This window comes from Proteiniphilum sp., from assembly GCF_034927365.1.
GTDB lineage: Bacteria > Bacteroidota > Bacteroidia > Bacteroidales > Dysgonomonadaceae > Proteiniphilum.
In genome coordinates this window covers 418,914-437,496 of record NZ_JAYFQD010000013.1, presented here as the reverse complement: position 1 = coordinate 437,496, position 18,583 = coordinate 418,914, and the positions used below count along the sequence as shown (strand labels likewise).

Annotated in this window: 11 protein-coding genes; 2 read left to right on the top strand and 9 right to left on the bottom strand. The window is 43.7% G+C overall.

The genetic code is table 11. The features are described from left to right. Positions 1-62: 62 nt before the first annotated feature. The 9 genes from VB073_RS10715 to pdhA all read right to left on the bottom strand — a co-directional run bounded on the left by VB073_RS10715 (position 63) and on the right by pdhA (position 16,292). Positions 63-2,408 (bottom strand): hypothetical protein, encoded by a 2,346-nt coding sequence (locus VB073_RS10715; RefSeq protein ID WP_323404163.1) that lies wholly within the window; start codon positions 2,406-2,408, stop codon positions 63-65. 23 nt (positions 2,409-2,431) lie between these two features. After that, a complete protein-coding gene (locus VB073_RS10710) occupies positions 2,432-3,676 on the bottom strand; it encodes a glycan-binding surface protein (RefSeq protein WP_323404162.1) in 1,245 nt (414 codons plus the stop codon). Positions 3,677-3,696: 20 nt separating this feature from the next. Continuing rightward, a complete protein-coding gene (locus VB073_RS10705) occupies positions 3,697-5,499 on the bottom strand; it encodes a RagB/SusD family nutrient uptake outer membrane protein (protein WP_323404161.1) in 1,803 nt (600 codons plus the stop codon). 16 nt (positions 5,500-5,515) lie between these two features. Continuing rightward, complete coding sequence (locus VB073_RS10700; protein WP_323404160.1) at positions 5,516-8,749, bottom strand: TonB-dependent receptor; 3,234 nt, start codon at positions 8,747-8,749, stop codon at positions 5,516-5,518. Positions 8,750-8,773: 24 nt separating this feature from the next. Then, complete coding sequence (locus tag VB073_RS10695) at positions 8,774-11,416, bottom strand: glycosyl hydrolase 2 galactose-binding domain-containing protein (RefSeq protein WP_323404159.1); 2,643 nt, start codon at positions 11,414-11,416, stop codon at positions 8,774-8,776. A 49-nt stretch (positions 11,417-11,465) separates the two neighbouring features. Continuing rightward, positions 11,466-12,299, bottom strand: a complete 834-nt coding sequence (locus VB073_RS10690; protein WP_323404158.1) for an ROK family protein — start codon at positions 12,297-12,299, stop codon at positions 11,466-11,468. Positions 12,300-12,742: 443 nt separating this feature from the next. Continuing rightward, positions 12,743-14,062 carry a dihydrolipoamide acetyltransferase family protein gene (locus VB073_RS10685; RefSeq protein ID WP_323404157.1) on the bottom strand — a complete coding sequence of 440 codons (1,320 nt, stop codon included), beginning with the start codon at positions 14,060-14,062 and terminating at the stop codon, positions 12,743-12,745. Between the two features lie 146 nt (positions 14,063-14,208). Continuing rightward, complete coding sequence (locus VB073_RS10680; RefSeq protein ID WP_323404156.1) at positions 14,209-15,186, bottom strand: alpha-ketoacid dehydrogenase subunit beta; 978 nt, start codon at positions 15,184-15,186, stop codon at positions 14,209-14,211. Beyond that, positions 15,183-16,292: a pyruvate dehydrogenase (acetyl-transferring) E1 component subunit alpha gene (gene pdhA / locus VB073_RS10675; protein WP_323404155.1), complete on the bottom strand. Its 1,110-nt coding sequence runs from the start codon at positions 16,290-16,292 to the stop codon at positions 15,183-15,185. The genes VB073_RS10680 and pdhA overlap by 4 nt, the downstream gene beginning before the upstream one ends. Positions 16,293-16,524: 232 nt before the next feature. Between pdhA and VB073_RS10670 the strand changes: the two genes are divergently transcribed. Both VB073_RS10670 and VB073_RS10665 read left to right on the top strand, forming a co-directional pair. Beyond that, positions 16,525-17,115, top strand: a complete 591-nt coding sequence (locus VB073_RS10670; protein ID WP_323404154.1) for an HD domain-containing protein — start codon at positions 16,525-16,527, stop codon at positions 17,113-17,115. A gap of 205 nt (positions 17,116-17,320) precedes the next feature. Continuing rightward, entirely contained in the window at positions 17,321-18,583 is a 1,263-nt protein-coding gene (locus tag VB073_RS10665) for an MFS transporter (protein WP_323404153.1), read from the top strand.

Genomic DNA, 18,583 nt, shown 5'->3' with positions numbered 1-18,583 from the left:
AACGTATTATAGTTCAGGCTTGACACAAAAGGGTGTGTCAAGCCTGAACTGTGTAAACTTCATCACTTCTTTATAAGCGTTACCCGGGTAACTGTCATATCTGCACCACCCATAATAATGGCGGTAGACGACCAACCATCATCAACGGTCAGTACTCTATCCAAAATAGTTCCTGACAATACCACCTCATAGGTTGTTTCTCCGACAGGAACTGTAATGGAACCATACTGTGAAGAGAAATTCGGATCTTCGGGAAATTCCAGTTTCGCCCAATTAGCATCCTGCAAGGCAAAGGAAGGAGCGGCGCCAGGCGTAAAATAGAATTTCAGGATCGAACCTCCACGGGCATCTTCAAAATGAGCCTTATCGAAGCGCATAATATTGTCACCCCAATTGATAGCCTGCGAGCCTTTGAACAGTTCCGTTTCTTCCGGTTCGGTACCTACGATAATCGATATCTTCGACACCATCACTCCGGAACCGGTAAACATAAGTCCCCTGTTACTCCAACCATCACTTATCGTACGGATTCCATTAAGAATATCTGCCGTAAGCACGATCTCGTAGCTTGTTGAACCTTCAGGAACACTTATTGTTCCCCATTGCGCAGAGTAATTGGGATCGTCTATTACAAACTTATTCCAGGTGGCATCATTATACGCAATGGATGCCCCTCCTGCTGTGGCAGCCATATATATTTTCAACCTCGATCCTGCAGGAACACTTTCGAACACCGCTTTATCCAATGGTAATGGATCGCTCCAATTCAATGCAAAGATACCCTGATAAACGATCGTTTCAACTATGCCTGCACCTATCACTGGGATGGTATAAACCGCTTCACCATTCGACGATATAAGCTTCAGTTCGGTAGCTCCTTTCGCATCGTTTGGAATAACAATGTAAAGGTTGGGAGCATCCACAATATAATTGACCGTAACTCCGTTTATATGCACACCGGTGAGTTTAACCCCGTTTTCTACCTGGACGGTGAGCACTCCACCCGCATGGATTTCTGCTTTCGGACCGGGAGGAGTCGGGAGATAAGCAAATTCGGGCGCAGTAATCTGTAATTCATTGGTAATTACGGTTTCCCCATTGGCCATAGTCAATACAAGGGTGCCTGAAAGGGCGTTCAATGGAACCTTGACAGCCAACTCGTCCGCTTTAACGGGCGTTACCTCCACAACCAGCTTGTCCACAAAAGTTACTGACGTTACTAAATCGAGATTTTTCCCTTTCAGTACCACATCTTTGCCTGCAGGCGCCGGAGAGGGATCAAATTGATGGACTTCCGGTTTCTGAGTAGAAATATCCACTGCAACAGTTTTACCACTCGCCGTATGTAAGATCATTTCACCACTGATGGCTTTCTCCGGGAAAGCGACTTTAATCTGGGTCGCACTTTGAGAAGCCGGCACAACAGCACCATCCACACCGGGGAATCCAATATCGGTAACCAATTCCAGGTTGATTCCCTTGATGGTGATTTCATCACCTGCCCGCAGGTTTTCGGTAGGGGTCACTTCCAATCTGTCGGGGAAGGCAACCCCGATATTGGCTACCACTACATTCACCCCAGAAGCGGGAATCATGACAATGGCACCGTCGCTGATGTTATCAGGCAGTACAAAACGGAGTGTATTATCTATCACCGTGAACGAAACTTCCCTGCCGTTAGGCATAACGACCTTCATCACCAGGTCGAGGTCTTTTCCGGGAGATTCAATAGCATCGCCCGGTTTCTTACCGGTGAGATCCAATACCTTGTTTACAGAGGGTAATACCACTTGCAACGCTTCAGGCGACTGATATTCGAGAGGAATCTCCGCGTCATTGGATAAGACAATCACACCTGTTTGTGCTTCTGCCGGCAAAGCCAACTCTATCTTGGTACGTTGATGGGTGATAAAATCTTTACTCAACACTTCCACCTTATCAGTAAAAATCACTTTGGTGATCAGATTGAAATAATTCCCTTCGAGCGTCAGTTTCTGTCCCGCTTTAACAGGCTGCGGACTCATAGAACTGATTTCAATCGGTTCCGAAATCTCCAGCATCTTATCGAAAGAGAACTCTTTTCCGCCCGGGCCGACTAATTTTACAGATCCCGGAACCGTTTCCTGTGGAATAAGCACTTTTATCAGCTTATCGTTTACTACCTCTATATCGGTAATCTCTATACCATTGGGTAAAATCACTTTTGTGATTTTATCGAGATAGGTACCGACAAAAGTCAGTTTTTGCCCCCGAAGTGCCGGACTAGGTCCGAAAGCCTTTACTGTCGTTTCTTTGCTGTCGAGCGGATTTGTGTTCAGCATATCGTCCTGGCTACAAGACCAGAAAAGGATATTAAGACAACACATCACTGCAGCTACCTTCCAAATATTCAATATGTTATTCTTCATATTCATCATTGTGCTTTTTAATGTTACGGTATTACACGGATATTGTCGAGCAGAATAACCGGAGTACATTCAGCCGTACCTATCCAAGCATCATTTCCACGATTATGGATAGCTATTCCCAATGCTCCGAAATGAGTAGACAGGGGTATTACCGCACCTGCACCATTGTACTTAAATTCCGACAGGGGTATGGATATGGTTTCCCATCCTTCCGAGATATAGGAACCGGAGTCAAGCCACGGCACCCAAACACCACGCGGCATACCTCCACCACTTGCATTTCCGTCAGCCCACAGGTAATCTTCAAATTGACCTTGCCTGAAAAATGAGAAAATCATCGGGCCAGCACTCCAGGGTTCCAACACATTGACTTCAAACTTCAGCGTTGAAGTGGCAGGATCGCTCGGGAAAAGGTTTCCGGTAGGGACACCGTTATCTTCTCCCCAGATATTGATTATGACGCTGCCTCCAACCCATGCTCCATCAATACCAATCGTAGTGCCGTCAATCCGTACATAATTACCGGAAATGGAAAGTTCAGGATCATTTTGTATCTTCGACTGATCAGGACGGCCCCAACCTCCGACATATCCTTCCTCAAAACCGGTAATCAATCCCCTGTCGTCATGGAATATATCTTTAGATCTTCCACTATTACCGTAGAGTGTCTTCACTTCAACCGGTCCTTTGATTTCCTTGGCGGGTGATTTGAACACAATTTTATTCTTTTCGAAACTTACAATATCGGACGTAGGAACTTTATAATCACCGATAAATACGTTGATCAAGCTTGCATCCGTAGCCAGAAAATAATCACCATAAAGCACAACTTCACCGCCTTCAGGCACCTGTTCGCATTTGATACGCGAAAGTATGGGGGCGGGAATCTTTACTTCAAAATCATACGCAACGGTATCTTTCTTTGCCGTAACCAGATAAAGTTTATCGGTACGAATACTCGGAAGATCTTTCGGCACGTTTACAAAAAGCGTATTTTTAGTGATAAAGTTGACATTCAGCAACGACTTGACGTTGTTGAACCACACTTCCTGTACACTTGTCAGGTTTTCACCTATGATGACAATATTTTCTCCCATAAATGCACCGTCGAGCAGCTGTTCGGCATTTTCCTTCGCCTGATAACGGACATAATACACCGTGGGGGTTCCGTCGGTCATTTCATACTTACCTGACACCTCTCTATCACACGAGGCGAAAATTGAAGCTGTAAAAATCAGCAGCAATAATCTATTTATTTTGTTCTTCATATGATTACAAATTTATTACGTTACTCATATTTATACTGGCTGATGTCATAATCTATCGGGTCCTTCGCCAGATTCGGGTTCATCTGCAAGTCTGTCGACGGGAAAGGCATCGTAAACTTATCATGGGTAAAAGGTTTACCGTCGGGTTTCTCAGTATCTATACGCGGAGAGAGTTTTTCGGTCGTTTCATCTTTTTTGGGATAGCCACCTTCGCTTCCCCATGAATTCCATCCCTGATCCAGATAATAGCTACTTAATCCCGTATATGTCTTACGGTTTTGACCGTTCAGGTAAGCTAATGCTTCGTTAGGTTTATAATAATGCCAACGCACAATATCGTACCAGAAATCCCCTTCAAAAGCCAGCTCAAGACGGCGTTCCTTGAAAATATCTTCCCATGTGACGGATGATTTTTCAGCAACACCGGCACGTTTACGCACTTCATTGAATGCCCACAGTGCTTCCGCATCGGAGGTAGAACTGCTATTTCCCAGAATAGCTTCGGCATAGACCAGATATACATCGGCAAGACGCAATATATGTGTTGCCTGACTGGTACCACGCCCGATCATCGGCACCCCGAATTCTCCCAGGTGGTCGGCATTGTTTCCTACAATGTGTTTTACCACGTTAGCACCGGTAGAACTATGGAAATCTTTCAATAACGTACCGTAGAATTTCGTAAAGTCGAACCCGTTCGGGAACGGCACGTCATTTCCGTCCGCATCTTTCTTTATTGGCTTATCACGCCAGAAGTAGCTATATACATCACCATACATCATCATGGTAACTTTACGACGTTTATCGGTATTGTTCCGGGTAGCCGAAAGTGCTCCGGAAGGAGTTGTTCCGTTAAATCTCTCACCGAAAGCTTCCTGCAAGTCGAGAGAAGGTCCTCCCCAACTTCCCCAGGATTGCGCTTCGGAAAATCCATTTGGCGTTAAATCGGATTGTAAGTCGTTCATCGCTGTCCAATAATCATTGGCGGCAGTAACCCAGCGCCAGGCAACCAGGCTTTCGTCATCCATATTGTGGCTTCCACGGAAAATATCGGAATATTCCGGTGTCAATACCCGTCCGCTTTCATGAACCACTTTCCGTGCGTACTCTTTCGCTTTGTTCAAGTCATCCTGATTACGGTCACCGGAGCGTCCGTAGCCCGATCTGGTCAAATGCACTTTTGCCAACAGTCCGTAAGCGGAATATTTATCCAGACGTCCTTTTTCACTCTCCTCGGGGAGCCATTCAATAGCTTGCTCCAACGTCATGATAATATAGTCATACACATTTTCCACTTTCGCACGGTATAATGTATTGTATTCTCCCGTTTGCATCAGTTCGGTATTATTATGCACGATAGGTACAGCACCATAAATACGGACCATAAAGAAATAGGAAAGGGCTTTCCAGACAAGCGCTTCTCCTTTGGCCTTATTGCGCCCCTCTACAGTTGTAGCCGGTCCGGCATACATGTTAATATTTTCCAGTACGGTATTTGCACGGGCATTCACAGCCCATAACGAAGCCGACATGCTCTTCACCTCTTCCATATCCTCATTAGGTGTAAGCATCCAGAAACCATTACCATCCATATAATAATTACCTGACTGGCAATCCCCTACACGCAGCCAACCACGGAAAAAATCAAACCAGGGAACGGTATAGAGCGGATTCACCGCTTGCAGGCATTGTTCGTCTGTCTTATAGAAATTGGCAAGCGTATAATTCTCTTTGTCGGGCCGGTTCAAGAAATCTTCGCACGACACAAACCCCACAGTAAGTGTTACAATAAGTAACAACACTATATTTTTAATCTTTTTCATTTTATCCATAATATTATCAGAATGAGACATTAAGACCGAAAGATACGATCCGTGGCGAAGGATAACGCCCCTGGTCGAAGCCAAAAGTGTAACCGCTTGCGTCCTGCGGATTAATCCCTACTTCAGGATCATAGCCCGTATATTTTGTAAATGTCAGCAGGTTTTGAATATTTGTATACACACGCAGTGACTCCAAACTCATTTTCCGTGCTACACTCACGGGGAATGTGTATCCCAGCGAAATATTCTTGACACGCAGATAGGAACCATCTTCGATATAACGGGTACTTAGCCGGCTATTGTTGTAAGGCTGAGCACGTCCCGCACGAGGAATCTGTGTATCCGGATTTGACAAATGAACATTATCTATATCCTCAAACCAATAATTTATCATCTGGGACGGATCATCGGGATGGGCAATCGGATACTGTTTGTCAGGATCGATAGGAACGATATTGGCAAAATCCATCACCTTGGAAAGCTGATTCCTCCAATACCCCATCCCGGTTAAATCCCTGTCTAATGCGTTGAACACTTTATTACCGTAACTACCCTGAAGAAAGAGGTTGAGGTCAAAATTCTTGTAGGTAAACGTATTGTTTAATCCATAGGTAAATTTGGGTAACGGTGAGCCGATAAATGTTCGGTCGTAGGTATCAATTTTACCATCAGGTTTTCCTTCCGGACCACTGATATCACGATATTTAATGTCCCCTACAAAAACGGTTGCATAACGATTAAACCCTTTTTCAGGTAACTCTCCCCACAAATGCTCCTCAATTTCGGCTTTATCCTTGTAGACACCGTCGACAATATATCCATAGAACTGATACAAGGAGCCTCCTACCGGAGAAAGTGATACCACATCGCTCCATTGTCCATACCCCTCGATACCCGAGGCATCGGTACCCTGAAGAGCAACCAATTTGTTTTTGTTGAAGGAGATTTGGAAATCGGTACTCCACTTGAAGTCTTTCATCTCAATATTGCTCGAATTGATGGAAATTTCCAGCCCCTTGTTATTAATGGTACCATAATTACCCATCGGCGCAGTAAGTGCAGAATTACTATTTCCTCTCGAACCAAAATAAGTGGGTAATTGCAACTGCATCAGCAAATCATTGGAAGTCTTGTCGTAAAGATCGAGTGTAACGTTCAAGCGATTATGCCAAAAGCTCAGATCCAGACCAAGATTCCACTGCTCCTGCGTTTCCCATTGCACGTTGGGATTAGCAATCTGCCCTTGTCTGTAACCTGGACCAAGTGCGGTAGGAAACATACGCAGAGAAGCATCCCACAATCCCTGGCCAATACTCGAATTACCAGTTTGCCCCCATCCTAAACGAAGTTTACCGTTCGACAAAAAATCATTCTCTCTCAAAAATTCTTCGTTAGAGAAACGCCATGATCCAGCAAAAGAATGGAAAGAGGCCCAACGATTGTTTGGTCCGAAACTCGACGAACCATCCCTGCGGAAGGTGTAGGTAAGAAGGTAACGGTCATCATAATTATAAGTTTCACGCGTAAAAAAAGAAACCATTGCCGCGTCTCCCATACCATTATTAATTGTATAGGTTTGAGGATCACCTAATTTTGGATTTTTAATTTCGTTGCCCGGTAAATTCGAGGAAGAAATACGTTGATATTCCCAATTGGATTCCCATACTTCCTGCCCAATCATCGCAGTCAACGAGTGTTTGCCAAAAGTTTCAGAGTAAGTCAGGTAATTCTTAAACGCCCACCAGAGGTTATTACTACGCTGCCAGCCTATTTCGTTAATCGGACGTTGCACAGCCGGACCAAAATCATAGGTGGGTTTCCAGGCTTCAGAACGGGTATTGCCAAAATCGTAACCCAGTTCCGAACGCCAGTTAAGCTGTTTGAGGGGTTTAATATCCACATAGAAATTACCATTCAGTTTCTGGCGATCCAACAGGTTTTCGTCAATATTGGCGATAGCTATCGGATTTAAGGTTGTATAACCCTCACGTACCATGGAGGCCCAATTACCATAAGCATCATAAATAGGAATATCGGGAGGGCTCTGTAATGAATAGGTTAATACACCTTCCGTCCCCTCAGCACGAATGAGCCGTTCTTTGGTATCTGCGAACATGGCATTCAATCCCAATGTCATCCATTTTGTCAATGTCGCATCTAAATTAACACGGAAAGAGTAGCGGTTAAAATCGGTTCCAATAATGGTACCTTCCTGGTCCATAAAAGAACCGGATACATAATATTTCACGGCATCTGTCCCTCCTTGCGCCGATATGTTATGCGAGTTCATATAAGCGCTGCGGAAGATGGCATCCTGCCAGTTGGTTCCCGCACCCAACAGACTGGGATCACTATATTCAGGCTGTTCAATACCACCTGCCGTTGTGGCCATCAGTGCATTGGAATAGGTAGCATACTGACGTAGATTCATCATATCCAATCTGCGAACCTGATCCTGTACACCGAACAACCCTTCGTATGTGAATTTTGCTTTTCCTTCCTTACCTCGCTTGGTAGTAATCAATACCACACCATTAGCGCCTTGTGCACCATAAATGGCGGTTGCCGAAGCATCCTTCAGAATTTCCATTGAAACAATATCACTGGGATTCAACGTGGATAAAGGAGAGATAGCCCCTCTACCGTTTCCCAGATTCAACCCTAATGAAAGACCGGTTGTGGAACCACCTTGCCAGATAACACCGTCAACGACGTATAAAGGTTCTGCACCGGCATTGATGGTAGCTTGCCCACGTACGCGAACTGATACCGCCGAACCGGGAGCTCCGGAAGTCATTACCGAAGTAACACCGGCAGCACGTCCCTGCAACGCCTGGTCGAGATTGGTCACAATCGTACCCTTGATTTTGTCTTCTCCTACTGTGATCGATGCACCCGACAAATCGCTTCGCCGCATGGTACCATACCCTACGACTACCACTTCATCAAGCAGTTCGGCATCCTCTTCCATCTCCAGATTCAGTGTAGAGCGATTACCCACAATCACTTCAAGTGTTCGGTATCCGATACTTGTAATAACCAGCACAGAATTGGCAGAAGCCACATTCAGTGAGAAATTCCCATCGATATCCGTAACGGCACCGTTGGAGGTCCCCTTTTCCATAATATTGGCCCCAATCATCGCAGACTTGTCCCGGGCATCGATTATCGTTCCGGTAACCCTGTGCTGCTGTGCCAATAGCTGAAAGCTCATTAAAAGAGCCACACATAACATAAAAATGTTCTTCATAAATTTTTACATTTAATAATATTCTCAAAAATTTAATCCCTGCATCACAATTTTCAATTCTTTCGTATCTTTCAACCGACTGGTATCGGCTGTGCCCGTTAATACACGTTGCTCACCCGGCAGCAGAGAAATATAATTATCGCTCCAGAATACCGGTAACACAGGTTCGCCTGTTTTCTCATCCACTAACATGAATTCGATAAAGAAAGCGATCTTATCCGTCGAATTATCGACCTCCACTTCAAAACTCACTTCATCACTACCCTCATTAATCGAATAGTTATATTTTATTTCCGTCCTGGGCATCGAATTCAACGCCGAGAAATCAGCATGTTGCTTATTGGGAGTCCAGTACCAGGTAGTATTCTCAAAATCAGGAATGTCAGGTTTTGTCGATAACCAATAAAAATTATTTTCAATCATCTTCCCATGATCATCCATAAGTCTCAAATCAAGGAAATAGGTAGATGGGAGCTGCTGTAATGCAGGCATATCCATCACTTTTTTTGCCTGATTGGGGCCGATATTCAGTTTCTCAGTCCGATCGAACAATAGTTTGGAGGAAACATCATAAATTTTCACTTGCAGTGAAATATTACGTAAATCCGCTAACTTGTCGTTATTCACATATATACCCTGATCTCCATAATTATATACCGGCAATACCGGAGAAGCCGCTTTTTTAGTGCCGTAAAATGCCCCGTTCGGCATCAGATAATAGTCGAACAGTTGCCAATAGAGTGTTGGCCATGCCGAATTAAACATCCATTGTACCACTCCGGTACTGTGGAATTTATTCACGGCGAAGGCTTCGAACATAGGACGGATAGCCTCATAGCTACTCATCTGATTCTTCAGCAAAAATGTTTCGATATCATCGGATTGACCGTAACGGGCATTGAATGCGTCCAGAAAACGATCCAGATTTTCAAACTGATTACGGCCGCTGTAATAAAGCCATACATCGTCCACCGGCCAGAGATGATCTGCAGGCAGCATTTTCTTTATACTGGGCAATGGAGGAATTTGTGGTCCGGGACCTACCTCCGTATTAAAACCAAAGGCACCACCATAACGCTTATCAATATACCAATAGACAGGTGGTACCCAATCGTAGGGACCTTCCATCTTCACACCGGTAGGACCGCTGATCTCACTCCTGCGAGGATCGCTGTCACCCATCAACATCGCTCCGCCACAATAACTGAGGACAGGACGGGTAGTATCGATCTGCGCCATGATCTCGTTAAGCCTGATTTCCAGGCTGGGTCGCGGCAATTTATCGCTTCCGTAAGTCCAGATAGCTACACTTGGGTGACGACGGAGCCATAACACCTGATCCCTGTAGTTATTTGAATGTATTACTTCAGCCTCTTCGCCACGAATGGAGACATAATCATCATGCGGTATTCCCACATAACTATCCCACTCCCAATGTGCGGACCAGCCATGCATAAGCAATAAACCACATTCATCGGCCATATCCATAATAGTCCGGTTCCTACCCCAGAATCCTTCAAGGCGAAGTGAATTAAGGTTCATATGCCTGGCATATTTTACCATCGCCTTCACCTTCTCATCCGGATCACCCAAAAAGATATCATCGACCCATCCGGCACTCCGAAGCATGATTTTCTGCCCATTGACCATAAATCCCCGGTAACCCGCTTCATTCCAGAAGTCCTCTATCTCCCTGACACCAAACCGGAAAGAATCTTTATCACTCTCCTCTTCACTTACTTGCACACTGAAAGTCAAATCGTACAAGTGTTGTTCACCCATATTATTGGGCCACCAGAGTTTCGGATTTTTCATCTTCAATTCACCAAACTCTTCCGGCATCAGAAAGACTTCCCGTGTTTCGTTTGCCTGCAATTCCACTTCCTTCCTGATATTAATATTATCGAAAGAGGCAACAATTGTAGCATTTTGAGACTGACCGGTATGGTTGGTCAACACTGTCGACAAGGTGATCTCAGCCGATTGAAGGATTTCCTTATCAACTTTTGTCACCACATTGGAGTGACGCATCGAGACTGGCCCTGTATGACTTAGTAAGACTCCGCGCCAGATTCCCATAAGCCGGTCGGGAGGCGTAGGATTCCAGTCAACAAATCCCATATGTACATCCTCTCCAAAAACCGGAGGAATAATTTCTACCGCCAGCAGGTTAGTTCCTTTTTTAAGGAACGGAGTGATATCAAAATTCCAGATGCCATACGATCCCTGTATCAGATCATCGCCTGCAATCTTTACCCCATTCAGCCAAACATTTGCTTTATAATTAATTCCCTCAAACGTGAGCTGGTAAAAGTCCAACTCCGAAAGCGCATCGATCCGGAACTCTTTCCGATACCACCAGGGAACCTCATAAGGCGCCTTATCCATCTTTTCCAATACATCCGGTGCGAAAATATCGGGGAAGAGATCGTTTTGCATCAACCCGTGCATTACCGTAGCAGGCACCTTTACCGGATAACCCAGCTTCTTATCGAAACCGGGAGAGGAAATAATGGATCCGTCCACATCGACCGACTCGGAAGAGAAAAGCCGCCATCCCTCATCAAGATATACCTTATGTGCGGCAGTTTGAGTCTCCGTTTTACATGATAGCAGAAAGGCCACTCCCAACACAATCAATATATTTTTATATAATCTGAAACCCATATATATATTATTAAAATAATGATTCAAATTCATCCTGCAACATCTTCTATCATACACACAAAGCACCCGCACCGAGAATCCCCATATTGTGCAGATCAGAGGTCAGTATCTTAATCTTATCTACTGATTTCGGATATGGGAAATTTTTCAGGTTTTCATACATAGCTTCACTGAAGAGGTCGAACGACCGGGAAATGGAGCCTCCGAAAATAATGGCCTGCGGATCAAGAATCAAAAGGATTACTTTCACTAACATGGAGATATGCTTCCCATATTGGTTATATATTTCAATCGATTCCGGATCTCCTTCCCGTGCTTTTACTGCTATTTCGTACCCTGAACGACCTGATATACGGATAAAAAAACGGCTTCCACAATATTCTTCAAGGATCGAATCGAGATAGGGAATCTCCCCAAATTCCCCCGAACCACAATTGGAGTCAAATAACAGATGACTATCCTGAATGATACCACCTCCTACACCTGTTCCTAATGTAATACCTACAAAATTTTCAAAATCCCTCCCTTTACCAAAGATTTTTTCACCATAGGCGAAACAGTTGGCGTCATTATCAATGTGAACCGGCAATGCAAACTCCGCTTCAAGCAGTGATTTCAAATGTACCTCATCCCAATTTTTTATATTTTGTACATTATAAACGATCCCTTTTTCCCTGTCCACCACGCTTGGAACACCGATCCCGATTGCCCGCGTATCGATTGTCATTAACTGACGAATAACTCCTTTCAGGGTATCCAATGTCTTCTCCCCTCCTTCTTGTGCGTGAGTATCTGCGGAGACTTGCGCTACAATAATATCACCTTCAATCCTCCCACCTACGATAGAAGTTCCTCCAATATCAATACCGATTATATTTTCCATATGTTTACTCTATTTCGATTCTATTTGTGAAATTTCATATACGATACCACTACCTCTCATCTGCAACTTAATGCAATAAATATTTATCATTTCAAAACTCTATTGCAAAATGAATACAAACATCCACTTTAAAGGTTACTCCTTTCTAAACCTATCTTTCAGCATTTATCAAAACTTTTTCATTATAAATTAAAAAATAACTCTCTATTTTTAATCACATTCAATTAAAAAGGAATTAACTCTGCAAATATAAGACAAGTTTTCATTATTGCAACATATCTGCCATAAAAGTTTAAAAAAATTATTTTATTGCAATTTGTTGCATAAAGGGATGTAAGATCATTTCCCGCCGCCAAATGGTTCTATATGCGGGTTGTATTATTCATAGCAAACTCATGTCATAAGCTTTGGCTTATGACATGTAGAAAAATCGATTCTTTAATTTAGTCGTCCATTAATAATGAAACAGGATCGGAAAGGTATTCCATCACTCTTTTGACAAAACGGGTGGTTTCTCCACCATCTACAATACGATGATCGACAGTAAGCGATACAGGCATGATATTTCCTATGACAATTTCATCATCTTTCACGATAGGTGTTTTCAGAATACGCCCGATACCCAATATGCCGGCTTGTGGATAATTGATCACTGGTGTAGCAAAGATACCACCGATAGAACCGAAACTGGTAATGGTGAAAGAGCCTTCTTTCATATCCTCCAACGTCAATTTCCTCTCTCTCGCCTTTTGAGCCAATTCCCCTATTTTCTTTGCTATCTCAAAAATAGACAAGCGGTCTGCGTCTCTGATCACCGGAGCTACCAGTCCATCAGGGGCATCCACTGCAATAGCGATATGATAACGGTTACGGAAGATCATACGGTTATTTTCCACATCAATCTGGGAATTGAGCTGTGGATGTTGTTTCAATGCCTGTGCTACTGCTTTTACAACAAAAGCAAGGTAAGTCAGTTTTACCTCTTTACTGGCAAATTTTGGCTTGTATTTCGTGACCACCTCCTTCAAGACAGAAATCTCAACTTCTTCAAAAACCGACATGTGTGCCGCATTATGCTTAGAGTGAAGCATATTCTTCGCAATGGTCTTCCTGATTTGTGTAAGTGGTTTGTAGGTTACATCCTCCACTACTTCATTGAATATCTCATTTCCGTAGACGGGTTGTCCCGAAGATGAGTTAAAACTCAGGATATCTTCTTTCTTCACTCTACCTGAAGGACCGCTGCCTGGCACGTTATTGATATCGATACCCATCTCTTTTGCCATAGCACGGGCAACGGGTGTAGCCAACACTTTCCGCGGTACAGTATCTTCTTGTCCTCCTTTGGGGGATCCTTCATTACTCGCGGCAAGAAATCCTCCATCACCGGCCAACTCCATAGTACCTACCACCGCAGCACCGTCTTCCGATTCCGAAATAGCCTGAAGCCGGACTTCCGTTTCCGCAACCTCTTGCTTTTCGGCACCAGGATCCTCCCGCACTTTCTCATCACTCCCCCCTACGCCCTTCAGTTCAATCTCTATCAGCGGCGATCCTACATGAATCACATCTCCCACGCTACCATAACGAGTTGTAACAGTACCGCTCTTCGGCGAAGGGATATCTGCTACAACCTTGTCCGTTTCCATCTGCACAAGGGAATCACCTACTTTCACACTATCTCCTTCCTTTACAAACCACTCCAAGATCGTTCCTTCTTCGAGTCCTTCACCTAAATCGGGGAAATTAAATACAAATCTCATATGTTTAAATTTTAGACACAAGATTTTAAGAATCAATATTTTAAGGCCAAGACTTTTAAAACCAAGATTTTTAGATTCAGGATTTTTCAATCTTCAATCTCATTGGCATATTGTCTTATTGGCACATTATAATAACTTCTTATTCTTTAAAACTTGACACTCTTTTGAATTTCGTAAAAAATCCGGTCGGGTGAGATAATATAATACTTCTCCCCCTGTGCCAACGGCACAATAGTATCGAATCCCATCACTCTTCGCGGTGGTGCCTCCAGATGAAGGAAAGCCTCTTCGTTGGCGATAGCGATCAACTCCGATCCCACGCTGAACGATTGGTGCGCTTCAGCCACGACAAGCATGCGTCCCGTTTTCCGCACTGAGTCACCAACGGTCTCCCGGTCGATCGGGTAAATGGAACGTAAATCGATCAACTCGACCGATATGCCAGCCTCTTGTGCCATCGCAATCGCTTTCTGGCATTCACGGATCATAGCACCAAAAGCCACCACTGTTATATCATTCCCCTCCTGTATTACCCTGGCTTTTCCAAGAGGGAGCGTGAATTTCTCTTCCGAAACCTCCTGTTTGATTGCCCTGTAGATTCGCTTCGGCTCCATAAAGATAATCGGATCATTACTCTCTATGGCAGCAATCATCATCCCCTTTGCATCATGCGGAGTGGAAGGAATGACTACTTTAAGTCCTGGTATATGTGCAAAAAGTGACTCTGGACTGTCGGAGTGATGTTCCAACGCATTCACTCCTCCTCCATAGGGAAAACGGATCACCATCGGTACTGCGTATTTACCACGCGACCGGTTGTGCATACGTGAGACGTTAGAAAGTATCTGGTTAAACGCAGGAAAGGTAAATCCTTCGAACTGAAGCTCTACGATCGGCCGGAGTCCTGACACAGCCATCCCTAAAGCAGTACCCACGATACCTGACTCTGCCAGCGGAGAATCGAAAACACGGCCGGCACCATATTTTTGCTGCAATCCTTCGGTCACACGGAAAACACCTCCTTCCACACCTACGTCCTCTCCGTAGACAACAATACTCTTATCTTCATTCAGTTTTATATCGAGCGCATTGTTGATCGCTTTCACCATTGTCATCACGCTCATCGTCTATTCTCCTTCCAGCTTAAGAATTGTTCATATTCCATCTTCTGTCTCTTTAGCTCGTCCGGCATATCGGTGTAAATATATTCGAATACATCATCCCGGGGATAGGACTTGTTGGCTTCGGCATCCACAAACTGAGCATCGATCTCCGACTTATACTCTTCGATAAGTTTCTCCTCATCGATATGCCATATCCCCTTACTTTTCATATAACGTTGTAAACGGATTAACGGATCGGTGAGCCCCCACAACTCCTCCTCATCCTTACCCCTGTATTTCGAGGGATCATCTGAGGTCGTATGTGCGCCACGGCGGTATGTAAATGCTTCAATCAACACTGCTCCTTTCCCTGCACGGGCATATTCTGAGGCAGTCTTATAGGCGAGGTACATGGCCAAAAAATCGTTTCCATCCACTTTGATCCCCGGAATGCCGAAAGCGACCGATTTCACCGCCAGATTGATAGAATTGGTCTGAGATTTCACCGGCACGGAGATAGCATACTGGTTATTTTGTACAGTAAAAATTACAGGTACCTGCCATACGCCGGCAAAATTCAATCCTTCACTAAAATCTCCTTCCGAAGTGCCGCCATCACCGATAAAAGTATATACCACTTCATCCTTTTTCTGGTATTTGACTGAATAGCCAACACCAACGGCATGATGAAACTGAGTACCGATAGAGATAGCAATCGGTAACAGGTGGTGCACATTCCTGAAACTTCCGCCATGTTCATTTCCCAAATAAAAGAGGAACATCTCCTTCATCGTGACCCCTTTTGAGAGTAATGTACCCATTTCCCGAAATGCAGGTACCAGCCAGTCATCTTCACAGATATTCATACCCGCAGCAATATGAATGGCCTCCTGGCCTATATTGGGCGTATAAGTATACATCCGACCCTGACGCTGATAGGAGACTGCCATTTCATCGGCAGTCCGCTCATACAGCATCTGTTTATAGGCATCTATAATCGTTTCATCATCTAATGCAGGTAACAACTCTTTATTCACCACATTGCCTTCATTGTCGGTGATCTGCAACATCTTATCTTCTATTGGATTGAAACCACGAAAAATCGCAGGTAAATCATCTTGAATCATTTATCTGTATATTTTGAACTATTTCTTATATAACATAGCCTGAAATAATCTGACTATCGCAAACAACACTTCGCTGTAAATTTTAATAACCTTCGTTCTGAATATAACAGCCCGAGCCATAAATAGTTCTTAGAAGGGGTGCAAACGGGCCATAAAAATGCTTACAGACGAATTACGGCAACAACTAAACAATAACGTGCCAAATACGTTCTTCCCTTAATAAAACATTATTATGGAAGAGAGATTACAACAGCAAATCAATTTTATTCTTGAAACGGACAAGCTCAAAAGCGTCATTCGTAGAAATTTTCTGGTCGATGATTCACGCCGTGAGAATACGGCAGAACACTCGTGGCACAGTATTTTACTAGCTCAGATTTTCTTCGAATATGCCGAAAACAAATCAGACCTCGATTTACTACATATCATAAAAATGATCACCGTCCACGATCTGGTTGAGATCTACGCAGGCGATACATTTATCTTCGACGAGACTGGATATGAAGACAAGTTCGAACGGGAAAACGCAGCTGCAAAAAAACTTTTCTCACTCCTCCCCGATGATCAGGTAGAAGAATACTATGCCTTATGGCTCGAATTTGAACGGGAAGAGAGTCCTGATGCTATTTATGCTTGCAGTATCGATAAAATCATGCCGGTGATGTTAAATACCTATAGTAACGGCACCAGTTGGCGTGAAGCGGGTATTACATCAGAGCAGATTTTCAAAACGCTGAAGGTGCTCCAAAGAGGACCTGCTACTGTCTGGAACCTCCTCCATCAACTGGTTGATATCTCTCAAAAGAAACAAAGTCTTCTATAACTTCTCCTGGTATCCCTGGGGCACAATTTGATAAAACTCGTATATCCTCCAATAGCTAAATGAAACCCTATTCATTAAACAGCGATAACTTCCTTTAGCTGTTTTCATATTAATATTGCTAATTTTGCACCCCGATTCCGAGTTCTTATAAGACGGGATCAAAAAGAATTAAAATATAACAGAAGCAATAATATCACAATTTTCAATGGATTCAATAGAAGTGGACGAAAAAGAACAATCAACAAGTAGAGTGCAGTCAAAAATACTCCAACAAAAAACGATTTATACAATCCTGTTCACGATTAGCTCTGCTCATTTGCTTAATGATATGATGCAGTCGGTTATTCCTGCCGTATATCCCATCATTAAAGAGAAATTTGCTTTCTCATTCACGCAAATAGGTATCATCACACTTACATTTCAATTCGCGTCATCAGTATTACAACCCTTCATCGGTTTTTATACGGACAAACATCCAAAACCATTTTCTTTATCTATAGGTATGAGTTTCACATTGATAGGACTTATGGTCTTGTCAATGGCATCTAATTTTTATACTTTTCTGATAGCTGTTACTCTTGTGGGTATGGGTTCTTCGGTATTTCATCCCGAGTCTTCAAAAGTGGCACAATTAGCATCAGGTGGAAGGAAAGGGCTTGCACAATCTATTTTTCAGGTAGGAGGAAATTTCGGAAGCGCCATGGGCCCCCTTTTAGCGGCATTGATTGTCTTACCCTTCGGGCAACCGGCCATTATATGGTTTACATTGATCGCTTTACTGGCTATAATCATTCTCTTCAGGGTCGGAAAATGGTATCAGGCACATCTGCATATAAAACTGACAGCGAAAAGTAAGGTACAGACAGAAAACAACAATGCATTAACACGCAAAAAAGTTATCGGTTCATTGATCGTATTATTCTTCCTCGTTTTCTCCAAGTACTTTTATATGGCAAGTATGACCAGCTACTTCACATTTTTCCTGATTGAGAAATTCAATGTCTCCGTACAACATTCGCAATTATACCTGTTCATTTTCCTTGCCGCAGTAGCTGCCGGGACCATTGCCGGAGGTCCTTTAGGGGATCGTTTCGGCAGAAAATATATTATCTGGTTTTCCATTCTCGGAGCAGCTCCTTTTGCACTTTTAATGCCTCATGCCGGACTTTGGGCGACCATCGTCCTGGCAGTATTTGTAGGCTTGATCCTTTCTTCTGCTTTTTCAGCCATATTGGTATATGCGACCGATCTCGTTCCCGGGAAAGTGGGTATGATCGCCGGACTATTTTTCGGGTTAGCTTTCGGGATGGGAGGTATAGCTTCCGCTTTTTGGGGCTGGCTGGCGGATAGGACAAGCATTGAATTCGTATTCAATATTTGCGCTTATTTACCCTTAATTGGAATAATAACGGCTTTTCTTCCCAATATTGAAACCGGGAGAAAAGTATCAAAAAGCAGAATCGACTAA

Excerpts from the sequence above, each read along its gene's own strand:
- VB073_RS10710 (WP_323404162.1), bottom strand. The coding sequence starts at position 3,676 with ATGAAGAACAAAATAAATAGATTATTGCTGCTGATTTTTACAGCTTCA.
- VB073_RS10665 (WP_323404153.1), top strand. The coding sequence starts at position 17,321 with ATGGATTCAATAGAAGTGGACGAAAAAGAACAATCAACAAGTAGAGTG.
- VB073_RS10685 (WP_323404157.1), bottom strand. The coding sequence starts at position 14,062 with ATGAGATTTGTATTTAATTTCCCCGATTTAGGTGAAGGACTCGAAGAA.
- VB073_RS10670 (WP_323404154.1), top strand. The coding sequence starts at position 16,525 with ATGGAAGAGAGATTACAACAGCAAATCAATTTTATTCTTGAAACGGAC.
- VB073_RS10700 (WP_323404160.1), bottom strand. The coding sequence starts at position 8,749 with ATGAAGAACATTTTTATGTTATGTGTGGCTCTTTTAATGAGCTTTCAG.
- VB073_RS10705 (WP_323404161.1), bottom strand. The coding sequence starts at position 5,499 with ATGAAAAAGATTAAAAATATAGTGTTGTTACTTATTGTAACACTTACT.
- pdhA (WP_323404155.1), bottom strand. The coding sequence starts at position 16,292 with ATGATTCAAGATGATTTACCTGCGATTTTTCGTGGTTTCAATCCAATA.
- VB073_RS10715 (WP_323404163.1), bottom strand. The coding sequence starts at position 2,408 with ATGAAGAATAACATATTGAATATTTGGAAGGTAGCTGCAGTGATGTGT.
- VB073_RS10690 (WP_323404158.1), bottom strand. The coding sequence starts at position 12,299 with ATGGAAAATATAATCGGTATTGATATTGGAGGAACTTCTATCGTAGGT.
- VB073_RS10695 (WP_323404159.1), bottom strand. The coding sequence starts at position 11,416 with ATGGGTTTCAGATTATATAAAAATATATTGATTGTGTTGGGAGTGGCC.
- VB073_RS10680 (WP_323404156.1), bottom strand. The coding sequence starts at position 15,186 with ATGAGCGTGATGACAATGGTGAAAGCGATCAACAATGCGCTCGATATA.